This is a genomic window from Streptomyces sp. NBC_00370 (assembly GCF_036084755.1).
In the GTDB taxonomy this organism is placed as follows: domain Bacteria; phylum Actinomycetota; class Actinomycetes; order Streptomycetales; family Streptomycetaceae; genus Streptomyces.
In genome coordinates this window covers 7,256,929-7,283,918 of record NZ_CP107968.1, presented here as the reverse complement: position 1 = coordinate 7,283,918, position 26,990 = coordinate 7,256,929, and the positions used below count along the sequence as shown (strand labels likewise).

Below are 26,990 nucleotides of genomic sequence, written 5' to 3'. Positions count from 1 at the left end.
CGGCTCAGAAGTTGCCGAGTCCGCCGCAGACGTTGAGGGCCTGGGCCGTGATGGAGGCCGCGGTGTCGGAGGCGAGGTAACCGACCAGTCCCGCGACCTCGTCGGGGGTGGAGTACCGGCCGAGCGGGATCTTCGCCTGGAACTTCTCCAGGATCGCGTCCTCCGTGGTGTCCCAGGCGGCGGCGTACCCCTGCCGCACGCGCTGCGCCATCGGCGTCTCCACGTATCCGGGGCAGACGGCGTTGACGGTGATGCCGGTGGGGGCGAGTTCGTTGCCGAGGGCCTTGGTGAAGCCGACCACGCCGTGCTTGGACGCGGAGTACGGGGCGCCCAGCACCACGCCCTGCTTGCCCGCCGTGGAGGCGATGTTGATGATGCGGCCCCGGTCCTTGTGGCGCAGCCCGCCGGCGGTGAGGACTTCGCGGGTCAGCCGGAACACACTGGTGAGGTTGGTCTCGATGACGTCCTCCCACAGCTCGTCCGGGATGTCGGCGGTGACGCCGCCGCCCGAGCGGCCCGCGTTGTTGACGAGGACGTCGATCGCGCCGAACCGGTCGACGGCGGCCCGCACGAACTCCCGTACCGCCGCCGCGTCCCGGACGTCGACGACCGCGCCCGCCACGTCGAGCCCTTCGGCGGTGAGTTCCTTGACGGTGGCCTCGACGTTCTCCGCGTCGCGGGCGCCGATGAACACGCGGTGCCCCTGGGAGCCGAGCAGCCGGGCGACGGCCAGCCCGATGCCGCTGGTGGCGCCGGTGACCAGGGCGACGCGGCCGGTGCCGGTCGTGGTGGTGTCGGACATGGTGGTCCTCTCAGGCGATACGGGGGGCGGTCAGCAGGTCGTTGACGACGCCGATGAGGGCGCGCGGTGTCAGGGCGTTGGTCAGTACGTCGTCGTCGAGGGCGATGCCGTACGTACGCTCGATGCGCCCGCCGGTCTCGAGCAGGGCCAGCGACTCGTAGCCGAGTGCCTCGAACTCCGTGTCCAGGAAGTCGCCTTCGAAGTCGACGCCCTCCTCGGCGCCGGCGGCCTCCAGGAGGATCTGCTTGAGGTCGGCGGGGGTGAAAAGCTCGGCAGACAAAGGAAAGGTCCTTCCGGTGGGGGTGATCGGTCCCGGCGCGCTCAGCGGCCGGGGTGGGGCGTCGCGGGGGCGCGCAGGACGACGGCGGAGTTGAAGCCGCCGTGGCCGCGGGCCAGCACCAGCGCGGTGCGCAGTTCGGTGTGGCGCGGGCGGTCCACCACGAGGTCGAGGTCGTAGTCGGGTGAGAGGCGGACGTTCACCGCCGCCGGAACGACGCCGTCGCGCAGGGCGAGCAGCGCGGTCGCCAGGTCGAGGGGTGCGGCGCCCGAGTAGAGCCGTCCGGTCATCGTCTTCGGGGCGCTGACCGGAACGCCGTGCGGTCCGAAGACCTCGACGAGCGCGTCGGCCTCGACGCGGTCCAGGTCCAGGTCGGCGGCCGCGTCGGCGAAGACCACGTCGATGTCCGCCGGGTCGGCCGAGGCGTCGGCGAGGGCCAGTTCGACGGCCTTGCGCAGGGCGGGCGGCCGGCCGCTGCCGGGCTTCGGGTCGAAGGTGGCGCCGTATCCGGCGATCTCCCCGTAGCTGTGCGCGCCGCGTTCCCCGGCCGCTTCGGCGTCCTCCAGGATCAGGATCGCGCCGCCCTCGCCCGGTACGAATCCGGCGGCGTCGCGGTCGAAGGGCAGGTAGGCGCGGGCGGGTTCCTCGCTGGTGCTGAGGCGGCCGCTGGCCAGCTGCGCGACCCAGCCCCAGGGGCACAGGGAGGCGTCCACGCCGCCCGAGACGACCAGCCTGGTGCCCTTGCGGATCTGCCGGCGGGCCTGGGCGACGGCGTCGAGCCCGCCTGCCTGGTCGCTGACGACGACCCCGCTGGGTCCCTTCATGCCGTTGCGGATGGATATCTGGCCGCTGTTGACGGCGTAGAACCAGGCGAACGACTGGTAGGCGGAGACGTACTGGCTGCCCTGGCCCCACAGTTTGCGCAGTTCGTTCTGGCCGAACTCGAAGCCGCCCGAGGCGCTGGCCGTGACCACGCCCATGTCGAACCCCGCCAGCTCGTCCGGGCTGACGCCCGCGTCGGCGAGCGCCCAGTCGGCGGCGGCGAGCGCGATCCTGGTCATCCGGTCGGTCTGCGGGATGAGCCGGCTCGGCAGATGCTCCTCGGCGGCGAACCCCGGTATCTCGCCCGCCAGTTTGGCCGGGTAGCCCGACGGGTCGAAGCGGGTGAGGCGGCCGATGCCGCTCTTGCCCCCGCGGGTGGCTTCCCAATGGTCCCGCGCGCCGAGCCCGTTCGGCGACGCGACGCCAAGTCCGGTCACCACGACCGATGTTCCCTTGCTCACGCCAGCTTCCTTTCCGGACCTGCCAGCACCATCGCGCTCTGGAATCCGCCGAACCCACTGCCCACGGTGAGCACCACGTCGATCAACTGGTCGCGTGCGTGCAGCGGCACGTAGTCGAGGTCGCACTCGGGGTCGGGCGTGTGGAGGTTGGCCGTCGGGGGCACCACGTCGTACTCCATGGCCAGGACCGAGGCGGCGATCTCGATGGAGCCGATGGCGCCCAGTGAGTGGCCCACCATGGACTTGATCGAGCTGACCGGCGTCCGGTAGGCGTGGTCGCCGAGGCTCCTCTTGAACGCGGCGGTCTCGTGGCGGTCGTTCTGCTTGGTGCCCGAGCCGTGCGCGTTGATGTAGTCGACGGCCTCGCCGGGCAGCCGCGCCTCGTCGAGGGCGACCCGGATCGCCTCGGCCATCTCGGCGCCGTCCGGGCGCAGTCCGGTCATGTGGTAGGCGTTGGAGCGGGTCGCGTAGCCGGCGATCTCCGCGTAGATGTGCGCGCCGCGTCTGCGGGCGCTGTCCAGTTCCTCCAGCACGAACACCGCGGCGCCCTCGCCGAGGACGAATCCGTTGCGCGTCCCGTCGAAGGGGCGTGACGCGTGGGCCGGGTCGTCGTGGCGTGGTGTGGTGGCTTTGATCGCGTCGAAGCAGGCCATGGTGATCGGCGAGATCGGCGCGTCCGAGGAGCCCGCGACCATGACGTCGGCCGAGCCCTCGCGGATCAGCTCGGCGGCGTACCCGACGGAGTCGATCCCTGACGTGCAGCCGGTGGAGACCACGGTGCTCGGGCCTTCGGCGCCGACCGCCCAGGCCACCTCGGCGGCGAAGGAGCTGGGGACGAGATGGTTGTAGAGGTGCGGCGCCGCGTACCGGTGGTCGACCAGGTCGAGCCGGCCGCCGTCGCTGACGACGCGGTACTCCTCGTCGAGCCCCATCGTGGCGCCGACGGCGCTGCCGACGGTGACCCCGGTGCGGTACGGGTCGAGGTCGGCGAACTCGATGCCGCTGTCCGCGACGGCGCCGCGCGCGGCGACCACGGCGAACTGCGCTGCCCGGTCCATCCGGCGGATCTCCTGCGGGGCCAGGCCGTGTGCGTAGGGGTCGAAGTCGATCTCGGCTGCGACGCGTGAGCGGAACGGCGTGGGGTCGAAGAAGGTGATGCCGCGGGTCGCCGTGCGTCCTTCGCTCAGCAGGTCCCAGAAGTTCTTGGCACCGACACCGCCGGGGGCGAGGACCTCCAGGCCGGTGATGACGACGCGTCTGGCGCTCACGCCGACGCCTCCCAGGAGTAGAACCGGGTCGCCATCGCGTCGGCGGGTGAGCGCCAGGTCGCGGGGTCGTACGCCTCGATGAACGGCTTCAGGTCGTTGCTGATGCCGATGAACCGGGGGTCGGTCTTGGCTGCCTCGATCAGCTCGCCGCCGTTGTCCTCGTCGAAGTCCTGGAGGTGGAAGTACAGCCCCCGGTAGGAGAAGAGCTGGCGGCGCCGCGTCCCCATCCGGTGCGGCATCTCCGTCGCGTCGAAGTCGGCGAACAGCCGGGCCACATCCGTGCTCGCGCCCGGCTCCAGCCTGGCGACAATCAAGGTGCTGTGCATGCGTACTCACTCCTCGTTCGTGTAATGTCCATGACATACGAGCGCAACATGTCGCCCCCGGATGTCAGCAAGTGATCGCGCCGGCCAACGACATCAAGGCTCATCGGTTCCGGTGCGGCGATCAATACGAGCCGGTTCAGGGCTTCGTCAGGCTTTTCCGGGGACCACACGGCAATGTCAGACCCGCGCCGGACAATGACAAAAACACGCAGGAATGTGACAGGACCCGACCGATTGCGTCAGACGACCCGCGGTTCATGCGAGGACGATGCCGACGGCGGTCGCCGAACTCCGCACGGCCAGGGCGGTGCCGAGGCTGAGCAGGCCGATCAGTACGAGGTAGCGGACGGACCCCACGGCGGCCCGCAGGGGGCGGTGAGCAGCGCGGCCGGTACGACGGAGCCGCTGCGGCCGAGCCGGTACTGGGCGACGAGTTGGGGGGCGAGACCGGCCAGCGTCAGGGCGCCGAAGATCAGGAAGGAACCGGCGCTCGCCGCCGTGACGGTGATCCCCGCGGTCAAGGGCCGCAGGAAGGCCAGCGGCAGCCCGGTAGACAGGCACAACAGGCCTACCAGCATGGCGAATTGGACCCCGGTGGCGGCTTCGGCGAACATCCGGGGAATCGACCCGTGGGCGGCGGCGAACTCGGTGAGTGATGCCAGGACGGCGAGCAGCACGAGCAGCGACCCGGCCACGGCGTTCGTGCGGGGACGGTCCGCCACCCGGCGTAGCGTGCTGCTCCAGGTGTCACGCATCCAGGTGTCACGCCAAGCCGTCACGCTGTCCACGACGGCCCGTATGGCAGTGGGTGCGGAGCGCCGGGGGGACAGCGCCGCCGACGCCGGGGGCGGGCCGTCGTCCTACGGCGTATAGACGGCGTCGCTGCCGTACAACTCCCTTGTGAACGTGGAGACATCGGCGCTGCGATCGGCGCCGTCCAGGTTGTACGTGAGGAAGACGCCGTACCCCTCGCTGACGGTGCGGCGGGCGAGGTCGGCGACCGTGCTCTGCGAGGTCCCGCCGATCTGGACGGCCGCCGGCGAGAGCTGCGACTTGGGCAGTCCGATGCCGGGGACCTGCCAGCTGCCGTAGTACGGGTTCCAGGCGTAGCTGAACTTGGACGACACGTCGACGCCGCCGGAGGAGAGCCGCGAGGCGGCCGGGCCGATGTTGTAGAGGCTGATGATCTTGTCCGGCATGTTCGCGCGGAGCGCCGTCACGAGATTCACGAACGAGCTGTCGTTGGGCTGACCGGTGCCGTTGTTGCCGTAGTCGGCGTACTCGTCGTCGAAGTCGATGCCGTCGAGGCCGTACTGGGCGACGGCGTCCGACAGTTGTTTCGCGAAGGCCGACGCCGCCTGCTGGGACGGGAAGTTGGCGAAACCGGCGCCCTGGTGGTTGCCGAGCACCGACAGGACGACCTTGATGCCCTTCTGCTGCAACGGCCTTATCTCCGTGGCGGCGTTGTCGAGGACGCGCTGCACGTTCTCGTTGAAGGAGAGGTAGGCCGCCTGCGTGCCCGTGTCGTAGTTGATGTTCGCCGCGAAGATCACGGCGACGTCGAAGACGTTGCCGCCGCCGTCCGCGAGGCTGTACTTGCCGACGTTGACCATGCTGTTGTTGTTCACCTCGACGTACGCCACCGAGGTCGGCCCCTGCTTCGCGGCGGCCGACGCGGGTGCGGGGGCCGGGGCGGGGGCCGCCGCCGCACCGGTGGTGGCGGTCGCGCCGAAAGCGAGGGCCGCGACGGCCGACAGCGCCAGCGCGGCCGTCCGTACTCTGCTCCGTACCGGAGTGAACATCGTTGATCGGTCTCCCCTCGCGTGGGTCGGCGCGTGCCCGGCCTGTCCGGAGGCGCCGCGTGAGCCCTCCGAGTTTTCCGCCTCCGGGGTCGAATCCCGGGAATCTCGCGCGAACTCTCACGATCTCCACCCACGCTCCACCACAACTCCGCTTCCACATAGGCGAGTTGGCGCGTCCAGCACAGTCGACCGAGCACCAACTCGGCACCCGGGCCGAAATATTGCACAGACTTCTGTGCACTGCCTTCTATGCACAGACTTCTTTGTGGTCTAGCTTGAGTGTCATGGAACTACCGCAGCAGCCCTCCCAAGTACATCTGACCGCCCGCAACTTGCGCGGCATCGCGCATCCCCTGCGGGTCCAGATCCTCACCAGTCTGCGGACGGAGGGCCCGGCGACGGCGACCACGCTGGCCCACCGGCTGGACCAGAACACCGGGGCGACCAGCTACCACCTGCGCCAGCTCGCGGAGTACGGCTTCATCACGGAGGCGCCCTCGCGGGGCGGCCGGCGGGAGCGGTGGTGGCAGGCGGCGCACGCCAACACCGTCGTCCCCGACGACGAGGTGCTGGACGGCAGCGAAGGGCTCGGCATCGCGTACCTCCAGGCCCTCGGCCGGGTCTGGTCCGACGCCATGACCGCGGCGATCGAGGCCACCCCTTCGCTCACGCCCGAGTGGCGTGACGCACAGGACTTCGGCGACTACGCGCTCACCCTCTCCGCCGCCGACGCCAAGGAGTTGACGGCGGAGATCCACGCCCTGCTCCGCCGGCGTACGTCCGCCGCCGCCGACGCGGCGGGCGCGGGCGAGCGGCCGCAGGACGCGGCACGGGTCTCCTTCCAGTTCCAGTTGTTCCCGATCAGCGAGGACCGGCACGTCACCCAGACCACCGACATGGAGTAGAACGATGGCCACTCAGCACACAGCCGCCGAGACGGCGGCGGACAACGGCGCACCCGCGACCGCGCCGGACCTGGGCCCCCGGGTCCTGCGCGGCCTGATCGGCATGCTGTCGGCCAACGCGGCGGCCCTGTCGGCCAACCGCGTGTTGTCGATCGCGCTGCCCTGGTTCGTGCTGACGACCACGGGCAGCGTCGGCAAGACGGGTCTGGTGGCCTTCTGCCAGATCGTGCCGTACGTGATCTCGCAGGCGCTGGCCGGCCCGATCATCGACCGTATCGGCCCCAAGCGGATCAGTGTGGCGGGCGACCTCCTGTCCACCGTCGCGATGGCCACCGCTCCGCTGCTCTACATGACCGGCAGCCTGCCGTTCGGCCTGCTGCTGGGGCTGCTCGCGATCGTCGGCGCCGCCGACGGTCCTGCCAACGGCGCGAAGGGACTCTTCGTGCCCGGGGCCACCCGCGCCGCCCGGGTGCCCATCGAGCGGGGCACCGGACTCTCGGCCGCCGTCGAACGGACAGCGACCACCGTCGGGCCGGCCATCGCCGGCGTGGTCGTCACCGCCTTCGGCAGCCTGTACGCGCTGTGGATCACCGCCGCGCTGTTCGCGGTGTCGGCGCTGATCGTGTCGACCACCCTCAGCGACCCGGTGCCCGAGCCGCACGAGACGCCGATCGAGGAGGGCGGCGGTTACTTCTCCCAACTGCGCCAGGGTGCGGCCTTCCTGCGGGACGCGAAGCTGCTGCGGTCCATCGTGTGCATGCTGGCGGTGACCAATCTCCTGGACCAGGCGTTCATGTCGGTGCTGCTGCCGGTGTGGGCGAAGGAGTCGGGGAACGGCGCGGAGGCCATCGGCCTGGTGGTCAGTGTCTTCGCCGCGACGTCGATCATCGCCGCGCTGGTGGCGGCGGGGGTGGCCGAGCGGCTGCCCCGGCGCACCGTCTATCTGATCGGCTTCTCCCTGGGCGGCCTGCCCCGGTTCGCCGCGATGGCGACGGGAGCACCGCTGTGGCTGGTGCTGACGGTGCTCGCCGTGGGCGGCCTGGGCTCCGGCTTCGTGAACCCGATCGTGGGCGCCGTGACGTACGAGCTGATCCCGACCCCCCTGCTGGGCCGGGTCAAGACACTGGCGCAGGCGGTCACTTGGGCGGGTATCCCGTTCGGCGGGCTGCTGGGGGCAGGTCTGGTGACGCTGACCGGCACCTCGACGGCGCTGTGGATCGTGGGCGGGCTGTACCTGATCGCCATCGTTGTGCCGGGCCTGAGCAAGGAATGGTCCGGGATGCGCAAGCAGCCGGCGGCCGAACCCGCCACCGTCGAAACCGCGGACACCATCGATACGGCGGACGCCGTCGCGAGCGCGGCAGCGCGGGCCGTACCGCTGGAGAAGCCCTCGGTCCCGGCCGGGGTCTGAACCGGCGCGGCAACGCGCGGGACGCGCGTGGCGGCCGGGGCATCTCGCCCCGGCCGCCACGCGTACGGGCAGAAGTACCCATGTGCCGCGGGCAGAAGTAACCAGTTATCTCGTCAAGATCGCTCTGCCAGCATCGAATTCGGCTGAGCATCCGAGGGCCTTCCGTTACGGGTCGACGACGAGGAACTGGTGGACGCATGACTACGAATCCGATGGTGCCCCCGGCGCCGGCACCCGGCCGGGAAGCGGGACCTGAGCCGTTCTCGCCGGCGGAGGCCCGTATAGCCGACGTATGGCGGTCCGTTCTCGGCACCGATGTGGCGACGGCGGACTCCGATTTCTTCCTGCTGGGCGGCACCGGCGAGCAGGCGGCGGAAATGACCCGCCGGGTCGCGGCGGAATTCGGCTCGGAATTCCAGGCCCTTTCACCACCGGGCTCGTTGACCGTACGGACCGTGGCGTCGTTCCTCGCCGACGAGGCCATGGAGCGGGCCCGCCTGCTGTTCGCCTCCCTGGACGAGAGCGACGAGGGCATGGCCGACGGTGCGGCTGCCCTGGCCTCGGCATCCGCTCCCGACGACACCGCCGCGATCCCCGTCGCAGCACGGGACGGGCGGCCGTTGCCGCTGTCGTTCGCGCAGCGCCGTCTGTGGTTCCTGGACCAACTGGAGCCGGGCCGGGCCGAATACCTCATCCCGATGGGGCTGCGCATCAGCGGTCCGCTGGACGTGCCGGCCCTGGAGGCGTCACTGTCGGAGCTGGTGGCGCGGCACGAGGTGCTGCGGACCCGTTTCGTCACCGACGGGGACGGCACCCCCGGTCAGCTCGTCGACGAGCCACGGCCACTGCCGCTGGCCGTGCACGACCTGCGGTCCGTGGCTGACGCCGGCGCCCGTGAGGAGGCCGCCGTCGCGCTCGTGGACACGGAGGGCTTCCGGCCGGTGGATCTCGCCACCGGGCCGATGGTCCGCGCCCTGCTGGTCCAGCTGGGCGACGAGGACCACCTGCTGTCGCTGACGATTCATCACATCGCCTTTGACGGCTGGTCGGTGGGCGTCCTCTCCCGGGAGCTGACCACGCTGTACACGGCGCGGGTCACGGAAGTCGCCGCAGGTCTGCCCGAACCGCCCCTGCAGTACGCCGACTTCGCCGTCTGGCAGCGCGGGTGGCTCACCGGTGACGTGCTGGACGGGCAACTGGACTACTGGCGCGGGGTGCTGGCGGGCACCGAGCCGCTGGAGCTGCCCACCGACCGCAGGCGCCCGGCGCGGCGCAGCGGCAACGGAGCGATGCTCACCTTCACCGTCCCGGCCGAAACGGCCGACGGGGCCCGCCGGCTGGCGCACGACACGGGCGCGAGCCTGTTCATGACGCTGCTCGCCGTGTTCCAGGTCGTGCTGTCGCGCTACAGCGGCCAGGAGGACATCGCGGTGGGCACGCCGATCGCGGGCCGCAACCGGTCCGAGATCGAGGACATGGTCGGCTTCTTCGTGAACACGCTGGTGATGCGGACGGACCTGTCGGGCGACCCGACGTTCACCGACCTCGTCGACCGCGTCAAGGACACCGCACTCGGCGCCTACGACCACCAGGACCTCCCCTTCGAGCGGCTGGTGGAGGAGCTGGCGCCGCAGCGGGACCTGTCCAGGAACCCGCTGTTCCAGACCATGTTCGTCCTGCAGAACACCCCCGACAGCCGCTCCTGGGAGCTGCCCGGCGTCAGCGTCCGTCAACTGGACGTGGCCGCGCAGGAGTCCAAGTTCGACTTCACCTTCTACGCGACGGAGGCCGCCGACGGCGCTCTGGACGGCACGATCGTCTACTCCACCGACCTCTTCGACGAAGCCACGATGGTCCGGCTCGCCGGACACTTCGAGACCCTGCTCGGTGCGGCCGCCGACGCCCCCGACGCCCCGCTCTCCACGCTGGAGATGCTGACGGCCGCGGAGCGCCGGGACATCCTCACCGCGTGGAACGGGGCGGACACCGACGCCCCCGACGCCGTCACCGTGCACCGGCTGTTCGAGGACCGGGCCGCCGAGCGCCCGAACTCCCCCGCCGTCACCTGCGGTTCGGATCATCTGACCTACCGGGAGCTGGACGAGCGGGCCGAGTGGATCGCCGCCCTGCTGCGCGAGCGCGGAGCGGGGCCCGGGACCCTGGTCGCCATCTGCCTCGACCGGGGCACCGACATGGTGAGCGCCCTGCTCGGCATCCTCAAGTCGGGCGCCGCGTATGTGCCGTTGGACCCGACGTACCCGACCGAGCGGCTTGCCTACATGGTCGAGGACAGCGGGGCGCCGCTGATCGTCACCCGGTCGTCGCACGCCGAGCGGCTGCCCGCCGCCACCCCGCTCCTGCTGCTGGAGGACTGGCCGTCAGAGCTGCCCGCCCGTACCGATGACGGTCCGGCGCCCGAGGCGGGGCCGGACGACCTGGCGTACGTGATCTACACGAGCGGTTCGACGGGCCGCCCGAAGGGCGTGCAGATCACCCACGGCGCCCTGCGCGCGCGGATGCGGGAGACCCGGCGGCAGCTGGAACTCAGCTGCGAGGACCGGGTGCTGCAGTTCGCTTCGATCTCCTTCGACTCCTCCGTGGGTCAGCTGTTCGCGCCGCTCGTCTCGGGCGCGTCCCTGGTGCTGCGCGACGACGCGTGGGACCCGGGCATGCTGGCGCAGGCGCTGCGCACCAACAAGGTGACGGTGGCCTGGCTCACCCCTTCGGCGTTCGGTGCGCTCGCCGCCCAGCTCGACGGGCCGGACGCCGTCGGCCCGGAGCTGCGGCTGGTACGGCTCGGCGGTGAGGCGCTCCCGCGCGAGCAGGTACGCCAGTGGTTCCGCCACACCTCGGTGCCGCTCGTCAACGGTTACGGTCCGACCGAGGCGGCGCAGGAGGCGGCGACGGCGCGGATCACCGGACCCGGCGACCATGTGCCGATCGGCCGCCCGGTCGCCAACGCGAAGGTCTTCGTGGTGGACCGGCGCGGCCGGCCGGTCCCGGTGGGCGTCCCCGGCGAGATGTGGATCAGCTGCCCCGGCCTGGCCCGTGGATATCTGGGCAGGCCCGAGCTGACCGACGAGAAGTTCACCGTCGTCACCGTGGACGGGGCGCCACGGCGCGTGTACCGCACCGGCGACCTCGCGAAGTGGCACCCGGACGGGGAACTGGAGTTCGTCGGCCGGGGTGACAACCAGGTCAAGCTGCGCGGCTACCGGATCGAACTCGGCGAGATCGAGGCGGCGCTGCTCACCCACCCGTCGGTCACGCTCGCCACCGTCCTGCTGCGTGAGGACGTACCCGGCGAACCCCGGCTGGTGGCGTACGTCGTCGCTGACCCGCCCGTCGAGACAGCCGCGCTGCGCACCCACCTCCAGCGCGACCTGCCGGACTACATGGTGCCCGCCGCCTTCGTGCCCCTCGACCGCATTCCGCTCACCCCCAACGGCAAGACGGACCGCCGCGCACTGCCCGCGCCCGCCTCCGACCGGCCCGAGCTGGGCGCCGCGTACACGGCCCCGCGCACCGAGACGGAGCGGACGGTGGCCCAGGTCTGGGCAGAGGTGCTCGGCATCGACACGGTCGGCGTGGACGACGACTTCTTCGCGCTCGGCGGCCACTCGCTGCTGGCGACGCAGGTCGTGTCGCGGCTGCGCCGGCGGCTCGGTGTCGACGTCCCCGTACGGACCCTGTTCAGCGCGCCGACCCCGGCGCTGCTCGCCGCCGCCGTGGCGGACCTCGACGACGTCGGGATCTCCCGCATCACCGCCGTACCGCGCGACGGCGATCCGCTCCCGCTGAGCTTCGCCCAGCAACGGCTCTGGTTCCTCGACCAGTTGGAGCCGGGCAGGGCCGAATACCTGCTGCCCTTCGCCTACCGCGTCCAGGGCCTGATCGACGGGGACGCCCTCAACACGGCCTTCACCGAGCTGGTTTCCCGCCACGAGATCCTGCGCACCCGGTTCCGCACGGACGAAGCGGGCTCCCCGGTCCAGTCGATCGCCCCGCCGGGGCCGATGACGGTGCTGGTACGGGATCTGCGGCCCGTCGCCGACGACACGGCCAGGGAAGAGGCCTGCACGGCGGTCCTGGCCGAGGACGCGCTGCGCCCGGTGGACCTCACCGCCGGCCCTGTGCTGCGCGCCGTGCTGGTACGACTCGCCGACGAAGAAGCGGTCCTGGCGGTCACCGTGCACCACATCGCCTTCGACGGCTGGTCGGTGGGCGTGCTGGTACGTGAGCTGTCCGCGCTGTACGCGGCGGCCCTGGGCAAGGGATCCGTCCCCGCGCCGCCGTCGGTGCAGTACGCCGACTACGCGCTGTGGCAGCGCGGCTGGCTGACCGGCGCACCGCTGGATCGCCAACTCGACTACTGGCGCGACCGGTTGGCGGGCCTGGAGCCGCTGGAGCTGCCGACGGACCACGCCCGGCCGACGGAGCGCACCGGCAAGGGCGAGGTCGTCCGGTTCTCGGTGCCCGCCGACGTCGCCGCACGGGCCAAGGCGGTCTCCGCCGAGGGCGGCGCGAGCCTGTTCATGACGCTGTTGTCGGTGTTCCAGCTGCTGCTGGCCCGCTACAGCGGACAGCGGGACGTCGCGGTGGGCACCCCCATCGCGGGCCGCAACCGGGCCGAGACCGAAGACCTGATCGGCTTCTTCGTCAACACGCTCGTCCTGCGCACCGACCTGTCCGGCGATCCGGCGTTCACCGAGCTGCTGGCCCGCGTCAAGGACGCGGCGCTGGGCGCGTACGACCACCAGGACCTGCCGTTCGAGCGGCTGGTGGAGGAGCTGGCGCCCGACCGTGATCTGTCCCGCAACCCGCTGTTCCAGACGCTGTTCGCGCTCCAGAACACGCCCGGCGCCGACGCGTGGAGCCTGCCGGGGCTGACGGCGGAACCCGTCGAGTCCCCGGTACGCGACGCGAAGTTCGACCTGTCGATGTACCTCGCCGAGGCGGCCGACGGCACCCTGGACGGCGCGATCGTCTACGCGGGCGACCTGTTCACCGAGGCCACCGCACGACGCCTCGTGGACCACTTCACCAATCTGCTGGACGCGGCCACCGCGCGCCCGCGCACCGCGCTGTCCGAGCTGGAGATGCTGGGCGCGGACGAGCGCCACCGGATCGTGACCGAGTGGAACGCCACCTCGGCGCCCATCCCGGCCACCGCGACCCTGCACGGACTGTTCGAGGCGCGTGCGGCGCTCACCCCGGACGCCGTCGCCGTCGTGTGCGGCAGCGACGAGCTGACGTACCGCGAACTCGACGAACGCGCAAACCAGTTGGCCCACCGGCTGCGCGCCGAGCCGGGGATCGGTCCCGACGTCCCGGTGGGGGTCTGCCTGGAGCGCTCCCCCGCCCTGGTGTGGACACTGCTGGGCATCCTCAAGGCGGGTGCGGCCTACGTACCGCTCGACCCGGAGCATCCGGCGGAGCGGCTGGCGTACCTGGTCGAGGACTCCGGTGCGCCCCTGGTCGTCACCGACATCGCGCACGCCGGCCTGCTGGGCGAAGGCCCTGGCCTGCTGGCCGTCGACCGCCCGGCGGACCTGCCGGACACCCTCCCCGTCACCGCGCCGGAACCCGTCGCGGGACCCGGCGACCTGTCCTACCTGATCTACACCAGCGGCTCGACCGGACGTCCGAAGGGCGTGCGCATCGAACACCGGGGCGTGGTCAACTACCTGGCCGGGATGCAGGACGCGTTCCCGCTCACCCCGGGCGAGGGCTTCCTCCAGGCGACGCCGCTGTCCTTCGACGTCTCGGCGTACGAGATCTTCTGGCCGCTGTGGCAGGGCGCGAAGGTCGTGCTCGTACCCGGCTCCGACCGGCTGGACATGACCGCGGTGTCCCGCCTGATGCACACCCACCAGGTGGTCGGCCTGCACTTCGTCCCGAGCCTGCTGGACCTGTTCGTCTCCCAGGTACGGCCCGAGGACTGCGCGCGTCTGCGGTACGCCTTCGCGAGCGGCGAACCCCTGCAGCCGACGCTGGTGGCCCGCTTCCTCGACAGTTTCCCCGGAGACCTGATCAACCTGTACGGCGCCACGGAGGTCTCCGTCGACACCACGTACTGGCGGGCGTCGCGCACCGACCCGCACGGTCCGGTCCTCGCCGGACGGCCCATGGTGAACCAGACCGTGTACGTCCTCGACCCGGACCGCCGTCCCGTACCGGCCGGAGTGCTGGGCGAGGTGTACCTCGGCGGTGACAGCGTCGGGCGCGGCTACCACGAGCGGCCCGAACTCACCGCCGAGCGCTTCGTACCCGACCCGTTCACCGGCGGCCGCATGTACCGCACAGGTGACGTCGGCCGCTTCACCCCCGACGGTGAACTCGACCTGCTGGGACGCATCGACCGTCAGGTGAAACTGCGCGGCGTACGGGTCGAACTCGCCGAGATCGAGGCGGTCCTGCTCACCCATGAAGCGGTCGGGGTGTGCGCGGTCACCGTCCGCGAGGACGCCCCGGGCGACAAGCGGCTCGTCGCGTATCACGTACCGGCGCCCGGCAGTTCGGCGGAGACCGGCGCGCTGCGGGGATGGGCGGCCGAGCGGCTGCCCCGGGCCATGATGCCGTCCGTCTTCGTGGAACTGCCGGAACTCCCGCTCAACAGGAACGGCAAGGTCGACCACGCGGCGCTGCCGGCGCCCGACGAGGACGACATCACGGCGGGCTTCGTGGCGCCCCGTGACGGCATCGAGGCGGAGATCGCCGAGATCATGGCAGGGGTGCTCGGCCGCGAAAAGGTCGGAATTCACGACCGCTTCTTCGACATCGGCGGGCATTCCCTCCTCGCCATTCAACTCGTCAACCGTATCGAGGCGGTGACCGGCGTCCGTATCGGTCTGCGCCGGCTTTTCCAGGCGCCGACGGTCACCGGTGTCAAGGAACAGCTCATCGAATTGTTCGACGCGCAGGAACAGGCTTCCTGAATTCAGCGGCCCTGCCCACACGCAGAGACCCGTTGCCCACCCGAGAGCAGAGGACAGACATCATCATGGGCGAGAACTCGATCGAGGCGCGGCTGCTGTCCCGTATGCGACGGCGCGCGGACACGGACCGGATCACACGCGGCGACAAGAACGGCACCGGCCCGCTGCCGCTGTCGTTCGCACAGCAGCGGCTCTGGTTCCTCGACCGCCTGACCCCCGACAGCGCCGACTACTTGGTGCCGACGGCACTGCGGGTGCGCGGCCCGCTGGACGTCACAGCGCTGGAGACGGCGCTGTCCGGCCTGGTGGCCCGGCACGAGGTGCTGCGGACGGCCTTCACTGCGGGTGACGACGGCACACCGCGCCAGGACATCAACGCGCCCTGGCCGGTGGACGTTTCGGTGCACGACGTACGGGACGAGGCGGACGCCGAGGCGCGGGGCCGCGAGGTGCTGCGCACCGAGGCGAAGCGGCCCTTCGACCTCACGACGGGCCGTCCGCTGCGGACGGACGTCGTACGCCTCGCCGAGGACGACCACTTCATTCTGCTGACGGCACATCACATCGTGTCGGACGGCTGGTCGTCGGGGATCCTGGCGCGCGAACTGCGTGAGCTGTACGCGGCGGCCCTGGCGGAGCGCGAGGCGTCGCTCCCCGAAGTGCCAGTACGGTACGCGGACTTCGCCGTCTGGCAGCGCGACCAGCTCACGGGGCCGGCGCTGGAGCGACAGCTCGGCTACTGGCGCGAACGCCTCGCCCACTCCACCCCGTTGGAGCTGCCGACCGACCACCAGCGTCCGGCGCACGCGAGCGGCGCAGGTGACGTGGTCACCTTCGAGCTGTCCGACGAGGTGGCGGAGCGGCTGCGGGAGGCGGCGGCGCGGCAGGGGGGCAGTCTGTTCATGGCGCTGCTGTCCCTGTTCCAGGTCGTGCTGGCCCGCTACTGCCGCCAGGACGACATCGCGGTGGGCACCCCGATCGCGGGCCGCAACCGCGCAGAGATCGAGGATGTCGTCGGCTTCTTCGTCAACACCCTGGTGATGCGGACCGACCTGTCCGGCGACCCGACGTTCGGCGAGCTGATCAACCGGGTCAAGGACACGGCACTGGGCGCGTACGACCATCAGGATCTGCCGTTCGAGCGGCTGGTGGAGGAGCTGGCGCCGGAGCGCGATCTGTCCAGGAACCCGCTGTTCCAGACCATGTTCGTCCTCCAGGCGCCGGGGAGCGCGGACAGCGGAGGGTGGGAGCTGGCGGGCACGGACGTCGAGCCGGTCGAGATCGAGCGCGGCGTGGCCAAGTTCGACCTGACGCTGACCGCGGTCGAGTCGTCGGACGGTCTGCGCGCTGTGCTGGAGTACCGGACGGATCTGTTCGACCGGGCGAGGATCGAGCGGATGGCCGGCCACCTCGCCACCCTGGCCGCGTCCGTGGCGGCCACTGCTGACGCACGTCTGTCCGAGCTGAACATGCTGACGGAGGCGGAGCGGCAGCAGATCCTGGTCGACTGGAACGGAGTCACAGGCCCATACCCGGACACCGCGACCATCCACCAGCTCATCGAAGACCGCGTCGCAACGGACCCGGATGCCGTGGCTCTCACGCATGGGGCCGAGGAGTGGACGTACGCCCAGCTCAATGCTCGCGCCAACCAGCTCGCCCACCACTTGCGCACGACCGGCATCACCCCGGACACGTTGATCGCCGTCTGCCTCGACCGGTCCCCGCAGCTCATCGCGACCCTCCTCGGCATCATGAAGGCGGGGGCGGCGTTCGTGCCGCTGGACCCCGAGTACCCGACCGAGCGCATCACCTACATGGTCGAAGACGCCCAGGCCCCACTGATCATCACCAGCACGGAGCACACCGACCGACTGCCGGCCGACACCCCGCGTCTCCTCGCCGACAGCGAGTGGCCGGACGGGTCCACGAGCAATCTGGATCCCCTGGCCTCGCCTGACGATCTGGCCTACATCATCTACACCTCAGGTTCCACCGGCAGGCCCAAAGGCGTCGCCCTGGAACACCGGGGGGTCGTCAACTACCTGCACTGGTGCGACGAGAACTACCCCGTCACCGAACCCGGCGGAATCGGCACCATCCTCTACTCCTCCATCACCTTCGACCTCACCATCACCGCCCTGTTCCTGCCCCTCATCCAGGGCACCCAACTCGCCATTCCCCAGACGGAGCCGGGTCAGAGCGCGTTCGACGCGGCGATCGATCTGATCCTGACCGATGTGCCGATCAGCTTCCTCAAAGCCACGCCCTCCCACCTGGAAATCCTCGCCGCGCATCTGACCACCCGAAACGCCACCCACCACATCACCACCATCGTCGCCGGCGGTGAAAACCTCACCCCCACCCTCGTCTCCCAGCTCCTCGACACCAGCACCACCCGCACCACCATCAGCAACGAATACGGCGCCACCGAAGGCTCCGTCGCCAACGTCATGAGCCTCACCACCACACCCGACCCCAACGGCCACACCACCACCCTCGGCCGCCCCATCACCAACACCACCACCTACCTCCTGGACCACCACAACCAGCCCGCACCCATCGGCATCCCCGGACACTCACTCCTCGGCGGCATCTGCCTCGCCCGCAACTACCACAACCGACCCGACCTCACCACCCAACGCTTCACCCCCAACCCCCTCAACCTCACCAACGACCCCCGCACCTACCACACCGGCGACCTCCTCACCTGGCGCCCCGACGGCACCCTCGAATTCATCGGCCGCATCGACAACCAAATCAAACTCCGCGGCTACCGCATCGAACTCGGCGAAATCGAGAACTCACTGATCACCCACTCCGACGTCGCCGGCGCGGCCGTCGTCGTGCGCGAAGACACGCCGGGGGACAAACGACTGACCGCCTACATCACCATCGCGCCGGACACCGACCCAGAGATCAACGAGCTCCGCGCCCACCTCCAGCAGCAGCTCCCGGACTACATGATTCCGGCCACGTACGTCACGCTCGACCAGCTCCCCCTCACCCCCAACGGCAAGGTCGACGCCAAAGCCCTCCCTGTCCCCGACCACCACCGCCCCGACCTGGACGCGACCTATACCGCTCCCCGGACCACCGCAGAGCACGTCGTCACCACCATCTGGTCCGACATCCTCGGCATCGACACCATCGGCGTCCACGACAACTTCTTCGCGCTCGGCGGGCATTCGCTGCTCGCGACGCGGGTGACATCCCGGCTGCGGCAGCAGCTCGGCATCGACGTGCCGGTCCGTACCCTCTTCACCTCGCCCACCCCGGCGACTCTGGCTGTGGCCATGCGTGAGCTGGCAGCGGCCGACGAGGCCCCGCTCGTACCGGTCGACCGTACGGACGGTTCGCTGCCGCTGTCCTTCGCCCAGCAACGTCTCTGGTTCCTCGACCAGTTGACGCCCGGGAGCGCCGAGTACCTGGTGCCCTTCGGCCTGCGCATCCGCGGCGAGCTGAACGCCGGCGCCATGGGCGCGGCCTTCACCGCTCTGGTGGCCCGGCACGAGATCCTGCGGACCCGGTTCGTCACCGACGACTCCGGGCGGCCCTCCCAGATCGTGGACGCGCCGTGGTCGGTCACCCCGGTGGTACACGACGTCCGGACTGTCTCCCCCGGCGAGGACAGGGAGCGGACCGCACAGGAGATCATGGCAGCGGAGGCGCGCCGCCCGTTCGAGCTGGACAGCGGACGGCTGCTCCGCGTGGACCTGGTCCGCGTCGCGGAGGACGACCAGTACCTGTTGATCACGCTGCACCACATCGTCTCGGACGGCTGGTCCTCCGGCATCCTGGCGCGCGAACTGCGCGAACTGTACGCGGCGGCCCTGGCCGAGCGCGCGGGAGCCCTCCCCGAACTTCCCGTGCAGTACGCGGACTTCGCCGTCTGGCAGCGCGAACAGCTCACCGGCGACTTCCTGGACGAGCAGTTGGCGTACTGGCGTGAGCGCCTGACCGGTGTGCCGGTGCTCGAACTGCCAACGGACCACGGACGCCCCGCCGAGCGCGAGGGCGCCGCAGGGGACACCGTGCACTTCACACTGCCGGCCGAGGTGGCGGAGCAGCTGCGCTCGACGGCGGGACGGCAGGGCGCGAGCCTGTTCATGACGCTGCTGTCCCTGTTCCAGGTCGTACTGGCCCGCTACGGCCGCCAGGACGACATCGCGGTGGGCACTCCCATCGCGGGCCGCAACCGCGCCGAGACCGAAGACCTGATCGGCTTCTTCGTCAATACGCTGGTGATGCGCACCGATCTGTCCGGGGACCCGACGTTTGCCGAGCTGATCAACCGCGTCAAGGACACGGCGCTGGGCGCGTACGACCACCAGGACCTGCCCTTCGAGCGCCTGGTGGACGAGCTGGCCCCGAACCGCGATCTGTCGCGCAATCCGCTGTTCCAGACCCTCTTCGTGTTCCAGAACACTCCGGACGGAGACACGTGGAGCCTGCCCGGCCTCGACGTCGAGCAGGTCGGCGTGGGCGGCCAGGACGCGAAGTTCGACCTTCAGCTGACAGCGGCGGAGTCGGGCGGTGAGGTGCTGGCGGCGCTGGAGTACCGGACGGATCTGTTCGACCGGGCGCGGATCGAGCGGATGGCCGGCCACCTCGCCACCCTGGCCGCGTCCGTTGCAGTCACTCCTGACGCCCGCTTGTCCGAGCTGAACATGCTGACGGAGGTGGAGCGGCAGCAGATCCTGGTCGACTGGAACGGAACCACCGGCCCCTACCCGGACACTGCCACCATCCACCAGCTCATCGAAGACCGCGTCGCAACGGATCCGAACTCCGTGGCCCTCACGCATGGGGCCGAGGAGTGGACGTACGCGCAGCTCAACGCGCACGCCAACCAGCTCGCGCACCACCTACGCGATACGGGCATCACGCCGGACACGCTGATCGCCGTCTGCCTCGACCGCTCCCCGCAGCTCATCGCGACCCTCCTCGGGATCATGAAGGCAGGGGCGGCGTTCGTGCCGCTGGACCCCGAGTACCCGACCGAGCGCATCACCTACATGGTCGAGGACGCCCAGGCACCACTCATCATCACCAGTACGAACCACACCGACCGACTGCCGGCCGACACCCCGCGTCTCCTCGCCGACACCGAGTGGCCGGACGGACCGACCGAAAACCCCCTGCCGCTCGCCTCGCCCGATGACCTGGCCTACATCATCTACACCTCAGGCTCCACCGGCAGACCCAAAGGCGTCGCCCTCGAACACCGAGGAGTCGTCAACTACCTCCACTGGTGCGACCAGAACTACCCCGTCACCGAGCCGGGTGGGATCGGCACGATCCTGTACTCCTCCATCACCTTCGACCTGACCATCACGGCTCTGTTCCTGCCGCTCATCCAGGGCACCCAGCTCGCCATCCCCCAGACCGAGCCCGGCCAGACGGCCTTCGACGCGGCGATCGACCTCATCCTCACCGACGTCCCGATCAGCTTCCTGAAGGCGACCCCTTCCCACCTGGAAATCCTCGCCGCCCACCTCACCGGCCAGAGCGCCACCCACCACATCACCACCATCGTCGCCGGCGGCGAAAACCTCACCCCCACCCTCGTCGCCCAGCTCCTCGACACCAGCACCACCCACACCACGATCAGCAACGAATACGGCGCCACCGAAGGCTCCGTCGCCAACGTCATGAGCCTCACCACCACCCCCGACCCCAACGGCCACACCACCACCCTCGGCCAACCGATCACCAACACCACCACCTACCTCCTGGATCATCACAACCAGCCCGCACCCATCGGTGTCCCCGGACACTCACTCCTCGGCGGCATCTGCCTCGCCCGCAACTACCACAACCGACCCGACCTCACCACTCAACGCTTCACCCCCAACCCCCTCAACCTCACCAACGACCCCCGCACCTACCACACCGGCGACCTCCTCACCTGGCGCCCGGACGGCACCCTCGAATTCATCGGCCGCATCGACAACCAAATCAAACTCCGCGGCTACCGCATCGAACTCGGCGAAATCGAAACCGCCCTCACCACCCACCCCGACATAGCCACCACAGCCGTCGTCGTACGCGAAGACACCCCTGGCGACAAACGGCTCACCGCCTACATCACCACCACCCCCGGGTCCACCACACCCACCACACACGAGCTGCGCGCCCATCTCCAGAACCAGCTCCCCGACTACATGGTTCCCGCCGCCTACACCACGCTCGACCAGCTCCCCCTCACCCCCAACGGCAAGGTCGACACCAAAGCCCTCCCCGCCCCCGACCACCACCGTCCCGACCTCGACACCACCTACACCGCCCCCCGCACCCCCACCGAGCGCACCCTCGCTTCGGTGTGGGGCGACATCCTCGGCATCGAGACCGTCGGTATCCACGACAACTTCTTCGAGCTGGGCGGCGACTCGATCATCAGCATCCAAATGATCGCCAGGGCCAAGAAGTTCGGCCTGCACCTCACCCCGCGCACGATCTTCAAGCATCAGACGATCGCCGAGATCGCGGCCCACGCCGGCGCGGCCACTCCGGTCGACGCGGAGCAGGGCCGTGTCGTGGGCGACGTACCGCTGACACCGATCCAGCACTGGTTCTTCGAGAAGGAACTGCCGGCGTTCGACCACTTCAACCAGGCCGAACTGCTGGCCACCGACGCCTTGGACCCCGATGTCCTCAGGCTGGCGCTGGCCGACCTGGTGGAGCACCACGACGCGTTGCGCCTGCGGTGCGAGAACGGTGACGACGGCTGGCGGCAGTATCTGGACGAGTCCGTGGACACCGGCATCCTCGACGTCCACGACTTGTCCGACGTCACCGACGACGACTTGAGCTCGGTGTCGCTCGCCATCGCGGAGGAGACCCAGCAGAGCCTCGACCTGGCAAAGGGGCCGCTGATGCGGTGTGCCCTGCTGCAGCTGGGGTCGGCACGTGGACAGCGGCTGCTCATCGCCGTACACCACCTGGCCGTCGACGGTGTGTCCTGGCGGATCCTCCTTGAGGACCTGGGGAGTTGCTACGAGCAGCGCGCCGCCGGCAGGGCGCCCCGGCTCGCCGCGAAGACGACGTCCTTCCGAGCCTGGGCGGAACGGCTGCGGGCGTTCGCTACGTCGGACACCGCACGGGCCGAGTTCGCGTACTGGGCGGAGGCGAAGCCCTCCGGGCGGGTTCCGCGTGACCGGGACGGACGTAACGAGCTGGGCTCGGCGTCCACCGTCGCGGTGGCCCTCACCGCCGAGGAGACACGGGCCCTGCTGCGCGACGTCCCCCGCGTCTTCAGCACGCGGATCAACGACGCGCTCCTCACCGCTCTCGCCCACGCGCTGCGGGACTGGACGGGCGACGACGAGACGCTGATCGGTCTGGAGGGACACGGCCGCGAGGACCTCTTCCCCGACGTGGACCTTTCACGGACCGTCGGCTGGTTCACGTCGGTGTTCCCCGTCGCGCTGCGACTGACGCCCGGCACCGGGCCGCTCGATTCGGTCGACTCCGTCAAGGAGCAGCTGGGCCGGATCCCGAACAACGGTGTCGGCTACGGCATCCTGCGCCACCTCGGGGCGCCCGAAGTGGCGTCCGTCCTGGGCCGGCAGCCGATCCCGGAGGTCAACTTCAACTACCTCGGGCAGTTCAGCCGGGACCTCCCGGGCATCGGGCGGTACGCCGCAGCGGACGAGCCCAAGGGGCACTCGATCAGTCCCGACGGCATGCGCTGGAACGTCCTCGACGTGACCGCGGCCGTCGAGGGCGACACGTTCGGGGTGTACATCGGCTACTCGTCGGCGCTGCACGACCGGCGCACCGTCGAGCGGCTGGGCGACGGCATGATCCACCACCTGCGCGGACTGATCGCCGGCAGCGCCGAAGGCGCCGCCGACTCCCGCCGGACGACCCCCGGCATCCCCCTCACCGACGTCGGTGACACCGACATGGCCGCGATCCTGAAGAGGTTCTCGATATGAGCACGCACAACGTGGAAGACGTCTACGGGCTCTCGCCCCTCCAGTTCGGGATGCTCTTCCACTCGCTGGAGGACACGTCCGACACCCGCCCGTACATGGTCCAGATGACGGAGGAGGTCGAAGGCGCCTTCGACGACGCGCTGTTCGGACAGGCGTGGCAGCGACTCGTCGACCGGCACTCGATCCTGCGCAGCGCGTTCGTGTGGGAGGGCGTGTCGGAACCGGTGCAGGTGGTGCAGCGCCAGGCCCCCGTGCCCTTCGAAGTACGGGACCTGCGCGGCCTGCCCGACCAGGAGCGGCAGTTGGACGTCTTCCTCGCGGAGGACTGGGAGCGCGGCTTCGACCTGTCCCGGGCGCCGCTGGTACGGGTGACGGTGCTGCGGACGGCGGAGCAACGGCGGTTCGTGGTCTGGTCGTTCCACCACATCCTGCTCGACGGGTGGAGCGTGCAGATCCTCCAGAAGGAGCTGTTCGCCCTCTACCGCAGCCTGCTCGACGGTACGTCCGCCGCTCTGCCGACGACCGTTCCCTACCGCCGCTACATCGAGTGGCTCAACGCCCAACGGGACGACAGCTCGGCGGAGTTCTGGACGAAGTATCTGGCAGGGGTCACCGAACCGACCAACCTGCACGTGGACCGGGACACCGGGGACACGGGCGTCGGGGAGTTCGAGGTGGAGGCCTCCTCCGAGCTGTTCGCACAGGCCCGCGACTACGCCAGGTCGCAGCGGATCACGATGAACACCCTGGTGCAGGGGCTGTGGTCGATCCTGCTCTCCCGGTACAGCCGCAGCGACGAGGTGCTGTTCGGCTCGACCATCTCGGGCCGCTCGATCGCACTGCCGGGCGTGGACTCGATGATGGGTCTGTTCATCAACACGCTCCCGGTACGAGGCCGGCTCACGGGTGAACTCGGCGTCGCGGGCTGGCTGCGGGATCTCCAGGACGAGCAGTTGGAGATGCGGCAGTGGGAGTACTGCCACCTCGTCGACGTACAGAAGCACAGCAGCATCCCGCGGGGAGAGCCACTGTTCCGGTCCATCCTGGTCTTCGAGAACTATCCGGTGGTGCAGAAGCCTTCGGACTTCCCCGAGGGGCTGACCCGGCGCCTGGTCAACTGCGTTGAACGTACGGGCTACCCGCTCACGCTGGTCGCGTCGGCGGGCCGCGCCCTGGAGTTCCGGTTCGTGTACGACCGGAGCCGGTTCGACGCGGCGACGATCGAGCGGATGGCCGGCCATCTGCGGACCTTGCTGGAGTCCGTCGTGACGGCTCCCGGAGCGCGCATCGCGGAACTGAACATGCTGACGGAGGTGGAGCGGCAGCAGATCCTGGTCGACTGGAACGGAACCACCGGCCCGTACCCGGACACTGCCACCATCCACCAGCTCATCGAGGACCGCGTCGCAACGGATCCGGATGCCGTGGCTCTCACGTATGGCGAAGAGCAATGGACGTACGCGCAGCTCAACGCCCGTGCCAACCAGCTCGCCCACCACCTACGCGATACGGGCATCACGCCGGACACCCTGATCGCCGTCTGCCTCGACCGCTCGCCGCAGCTCATCGCCGCTTTCCTTGGCATCCTGAAAGCCGGGGCCGCATTCGTGCCGCTCGACCCGGAGTACCCGACTGAGCGCATCACCTACATGGTCGAGGACGCCCAGGCACCGCTCATCATCACGAGCACGGAGCACACCGACCGGCTGCCGGCCGACACCGCGCGTCTTCTGGCCGACACCGAGTGGCCGGACGGACCGACAGACAATCCGGCCCCGCTCGCCTCGCCCGACGATCTGGCCTACATCATCTACACCTCAGGCTCCACCGGCAGGCCCAAAGGCGTCGCCCTCGAACACCGGGGGGTCGTCAACTACCTGCACTGGTGCGACCAGAACTACCCCGTCACCGAACCCGGCGGAATCGGCACCATCCTCTACTCGTCGATCACCTTCGACCTGACCATCACCGCCCTGTTCCTGCCCCTCATCCAGGGCACCCAACTCACCATCCCCCAGACGGAGCCGGGTCAGAGCGCGTTCGACGCGGCGATCGATCTGATCCTCACCGACGTGCCGATCAGCTTCCTCAAAGCCACGCCCTCCCACCTGGAAATCCTCGCCGCACATCTGACCACCCGAAACGCCACCCACCACATCACCACCATCGTCGCCGGCGGCGAAAACCTCACCCCCACCCTCGTCTCCCAGCTCCTCAACACCAGCACCACCCACACCACGATCAGCAACGAATACGGCGCCACCGAAGGCTCCGTCGCCAACGTCATGAGCCTCACCACCACACCCGACCCCAACGGCCACACCACCACCCTCGGTCAACCGATCACCAACACCACCACCTACCTCCTCGACCACCACAACCAACCCGCACCCATCGGCATCCCCGGACACTCCCTCCTCGGCGGCATCTGCCTCGCCCGCAACTACCACAACCGACCCGACCTCACCACCCAACGCTTCACCCCCAACCCCCTCAACCTCACCAACGACCCCCGCACCTACCACACCGGCGACCTCCTCACCTGGCGCCCCGACGGCACCCTCGAATTCATCGGCCGCATCGACAACCAAATCAAACTCCGCGGCTACCGCATCGAACTCGGCGAAATCGAAACCGCCCTCACCACCCACCCCACAGTCACAACCGCGGCCGTGGTGGTACGCGAGGACACGCCGGGCGACAAACGGCTGACCGCCTACCTCGTCACCACCCCCGAGACCAGCCCGGACGTCAGCGAACTCCGCGCCCATCTGCAACGCGAGCTGCCGGAGTACATGGTCCCGGCGGCCTACGTCACGCTCGACCAGCTCCCCCTCACCCCCAACGGCAAGGTCGACACCAAAGCCCTCCCCGCCCCCGACCACCACCGCCCCGATCTCAACACCACCTACACCGCTCCTCGCACCCCCACGGAGCACATCCTCACCACCATCTGGTCCGACATCCTCGGCATCGACACCATCGGCGTCCACGACAACTTCTTCACGCTCGGCGGCCAGTCCATCAGCGCGGTGCGCGTGACCTCCCGGATCCGGGAGGCCGGTCTGCCGATGGCCCTTCAGCAGCTCATGCGGCATCCCACGGTGGCCGAGCTGGCCGCCGTGCTGGACACCCCGGAGTCCGGGGCCGGCGGACTGCTCGTACTGCTCTCGCCCGAAGCCGACCCCGCTCTGCCCACGCTGTTCTGCGTGCACCCCGGCGGCGGGAGCACGCATCCGTACCGGGCGCTCGCGCAGCGCCTGGCCGGGGCGTTCACCGTGTACGGCATTCAGGCGCCGGGGCTGAACGCAGGCGAGTCGCCGCTCGTCGGCTTCGAGGCCATCGCGGACCGCTACTGGCGGGAGATCCGCCGGGTGCAGCCCGAGGGGCCGTGCACGATCCTCGGATGGTCGACAGGCGCTGTGATCGCCCACGCGATGGGGGCACGGGACCCGGAGGCGGTGGCCGCGCTGCTCCTGCTGGAGCCGGCGACGACCGGGGACGACCAGCAGGGCCGGTTCCAGCGGCACGCGGAGGTGTACCGCCAGGTGAACGCCCTGTGGCAGCGGGGTCAGGGCGAGACCGGCGCGCAACGGGCCCGTACCGAAGGGGAGATGAAGAGTCTGGCCCCGGAGATGAATATCGACGAGGCCGCGATCACGCTCACCGAATGGCTGACCTACGCCGTGCTGGAGGCCGAGGTGCGCTCCCTCGCCGCCTACCGGCCCGTGGGCTCGGCGGCGGCCGCGACGCTGTTCGTCAGCGACACCGTACGCGACGGCAGCGGCGACGAGGTGCCGCAGGCGCGGTACGTCGCGCACTGGAACGGGCTCTACCCGATGGGTCTGGACATCCGTCCCATGCCCGGTCGCCACATGGAGATGGTGAAGGGTGAGGAGCAGCTGTCCGTGCTGGTCACCGCGGTACGAGAGGCCATGACGGCGAACGGCTCCGGCCGGAAGGCCGGGCTCCTGCTGCCGGCCTGACGGCCATCACGCCACCACAAGCCGCCCCCCGCCCACGCGGGGGGCGGCT

Annotated in this window: 12 protein-coding genes; 5 read left to right on the top strand and 7 right to left on the bottom strand. The window is 70.0% G+C overall.

Annotated elements, in window-relative coordinates; all coding sequences use genetic code 11:
• Nucleotides 1–4 precede the first annotated feature (4 nt).
• From fabG to OHS57_RS32245, 7 genes are all read right to left on the bottom strand, one after another.
• Complete coding sequence (gene fabG / locus OHS57_RS32275) at nt 5–802, bottom strand: 3-oxoacyl-ACP reductase FabG (protein WP_328584190.1); 798 nt, start codon at nt 800–802, stop codon at nt 5–7.
• Nucleotides 803–812: 10 nt separating this feature from the next.
• The gene (locus tag OHS57_RS32270; RefSeq protein ID WP_041993325.1) at nt 813–1,082 is read right to left on the bottom strand and encodes an acyl carrier protein; all 270 of its coding nucleotides are present in this window, start codon (nt 1,080–1,082) and stop codon (nt 813–815) included.
• A gap of 41 nt (nt 1,083–1,123) precedes the next feature.
• The gene (locus OHS57_RS32265; RefSeq protein WP_041993322.1) at nt 1,124–2,362 is read right to left on the bottom strand and encodes a ketosynthase chain-length factor; all 1,239 of its coding nucleotides are present in this window, start codon (nt 2,360–2,362) and stop codon (nt 1,124–1,126) included.
• Entirely contained in the window at nt 2,359–3,630 is a 1,272-nt protein-coding gene (locus OHS57_RS32260; protein ID WP_041993320.1) for a beta-ketoacyl-[acyl-carrier-protein] synthase family protein, read from the bottom strand. Before OHS57_RS32260 ends, OHS57_RS32265 begins: the two co-directional genes overlap by 4 nt.
• Nucleotides 3,627–3,956, bottom strand: coding sequence for a TcmI family type II polyketide cyclase (locus OHS57_RS32255; RefSeq protein WP_328584189.1), 330 nt, complete (start codon nt 3,954–3,956; stop codon nt 3,627–3,629). The genes OHS57_RS32260 and OHS57_RS32255 overlap by 4 nt, the downstream gene beginning before the upstream one ends.
• 329 nt (nt 3,957–4,285) lie before the next feature.
• Nucleotides 4,286–4,735: a hypothetical protein gene (locus tag OHS57_RS32250; RefSeq protein ID WP_328584188.1), complete on the bottom strand. Its 450-nt coding sequence runs from the start codon at nt 4,733–4,735 to the stop codon at nt 4,286–4,288.
• Nucleotides 4,736–4,816: 81 nt separating this feature from the next.
• Nucleotides 4,817–5,758, bottom strand: a complete 942-nt coding sequence (locus tag OHS57_RS32245) for an endo-beta-N-acetylglucosaminidase H (RefSeq protein ID WP_328584187.1) — start codon at nt 5,756–5,758, stop codon at nt 4,817–4,819.
• Nucleotides 5,759–6,042: 284 nt separating this feature from the next.
• On the opposite strand from OHS57_RS32245, the gene OHS57_RS32240 reads away from it, so the two are divergent.
• From OHS57_RS32240 to OHS57_RS32220, 5 genes are all read left to right on the top strand, one after another.
• A complete protein-coding gene (locus OHS57_RS32240; RefSeq protein ID WP_328584186.1) occupies nt 6,043–6,663 on the top strand; it encodes a winged helix-turn-helix domain-containing protein in 621 nt (206 codons plus the stop codon).
• Between the two features lie 4 nt (nt 6,664–6,667).
• The gene (locus tag OHS57_RS32235) at nt 6,668–8,074 is read left to right on the top strand and encodes an MFS transporter (protein ID WP_328584185.1); all 1,407 of its coding nucleotides are present in this window, start codon (nt 6,668–6,670) and stop codon (nt 8,072–8,074) included.
• Between the two features lie 197 nt (nt 8,075–8,271).
• Nucleotides 8,272–15,012, top strand: coding sequence for a non-ribosomal peptide synthetase (locus tag OHS57_RS32230; protein ID WP_328584184.1), 6,741 nt, complete (start codon nt 8,272–8,274; stop codon nt 15,010–15,012).
• A 65-nt stretch (nt 15,013–15,077) separates the two neighbouring features.
• A complete protein-coding gene (locus OHS57_RS32225; RefSeq protein WP_328584183.1) occupies nt 15,078–22,955 on the top strand; it encodes a non-ribosomal peptide synthetase in 7,878 nt (2,625 codons plus the stop codon).
• Nucleotides 22,952–26,941: an amino acid adenylation domain-containing protein gene (locus tag OHS57_RS32220; RefSeq protein ID WP_328584182.1), complete on the top strand. Its 3,990-nt coding sequence runs from the start codon at nt 22,952–22,954 to the stop codon at nt 26,939–26,941. Before OHS57_RS32225 ends, OHS57_RS32220 begins: the two co-directional genes overlap by 4 nt.
• Nucleotides 26,942–26,990 lie beyond the last annotated feature (49 nt).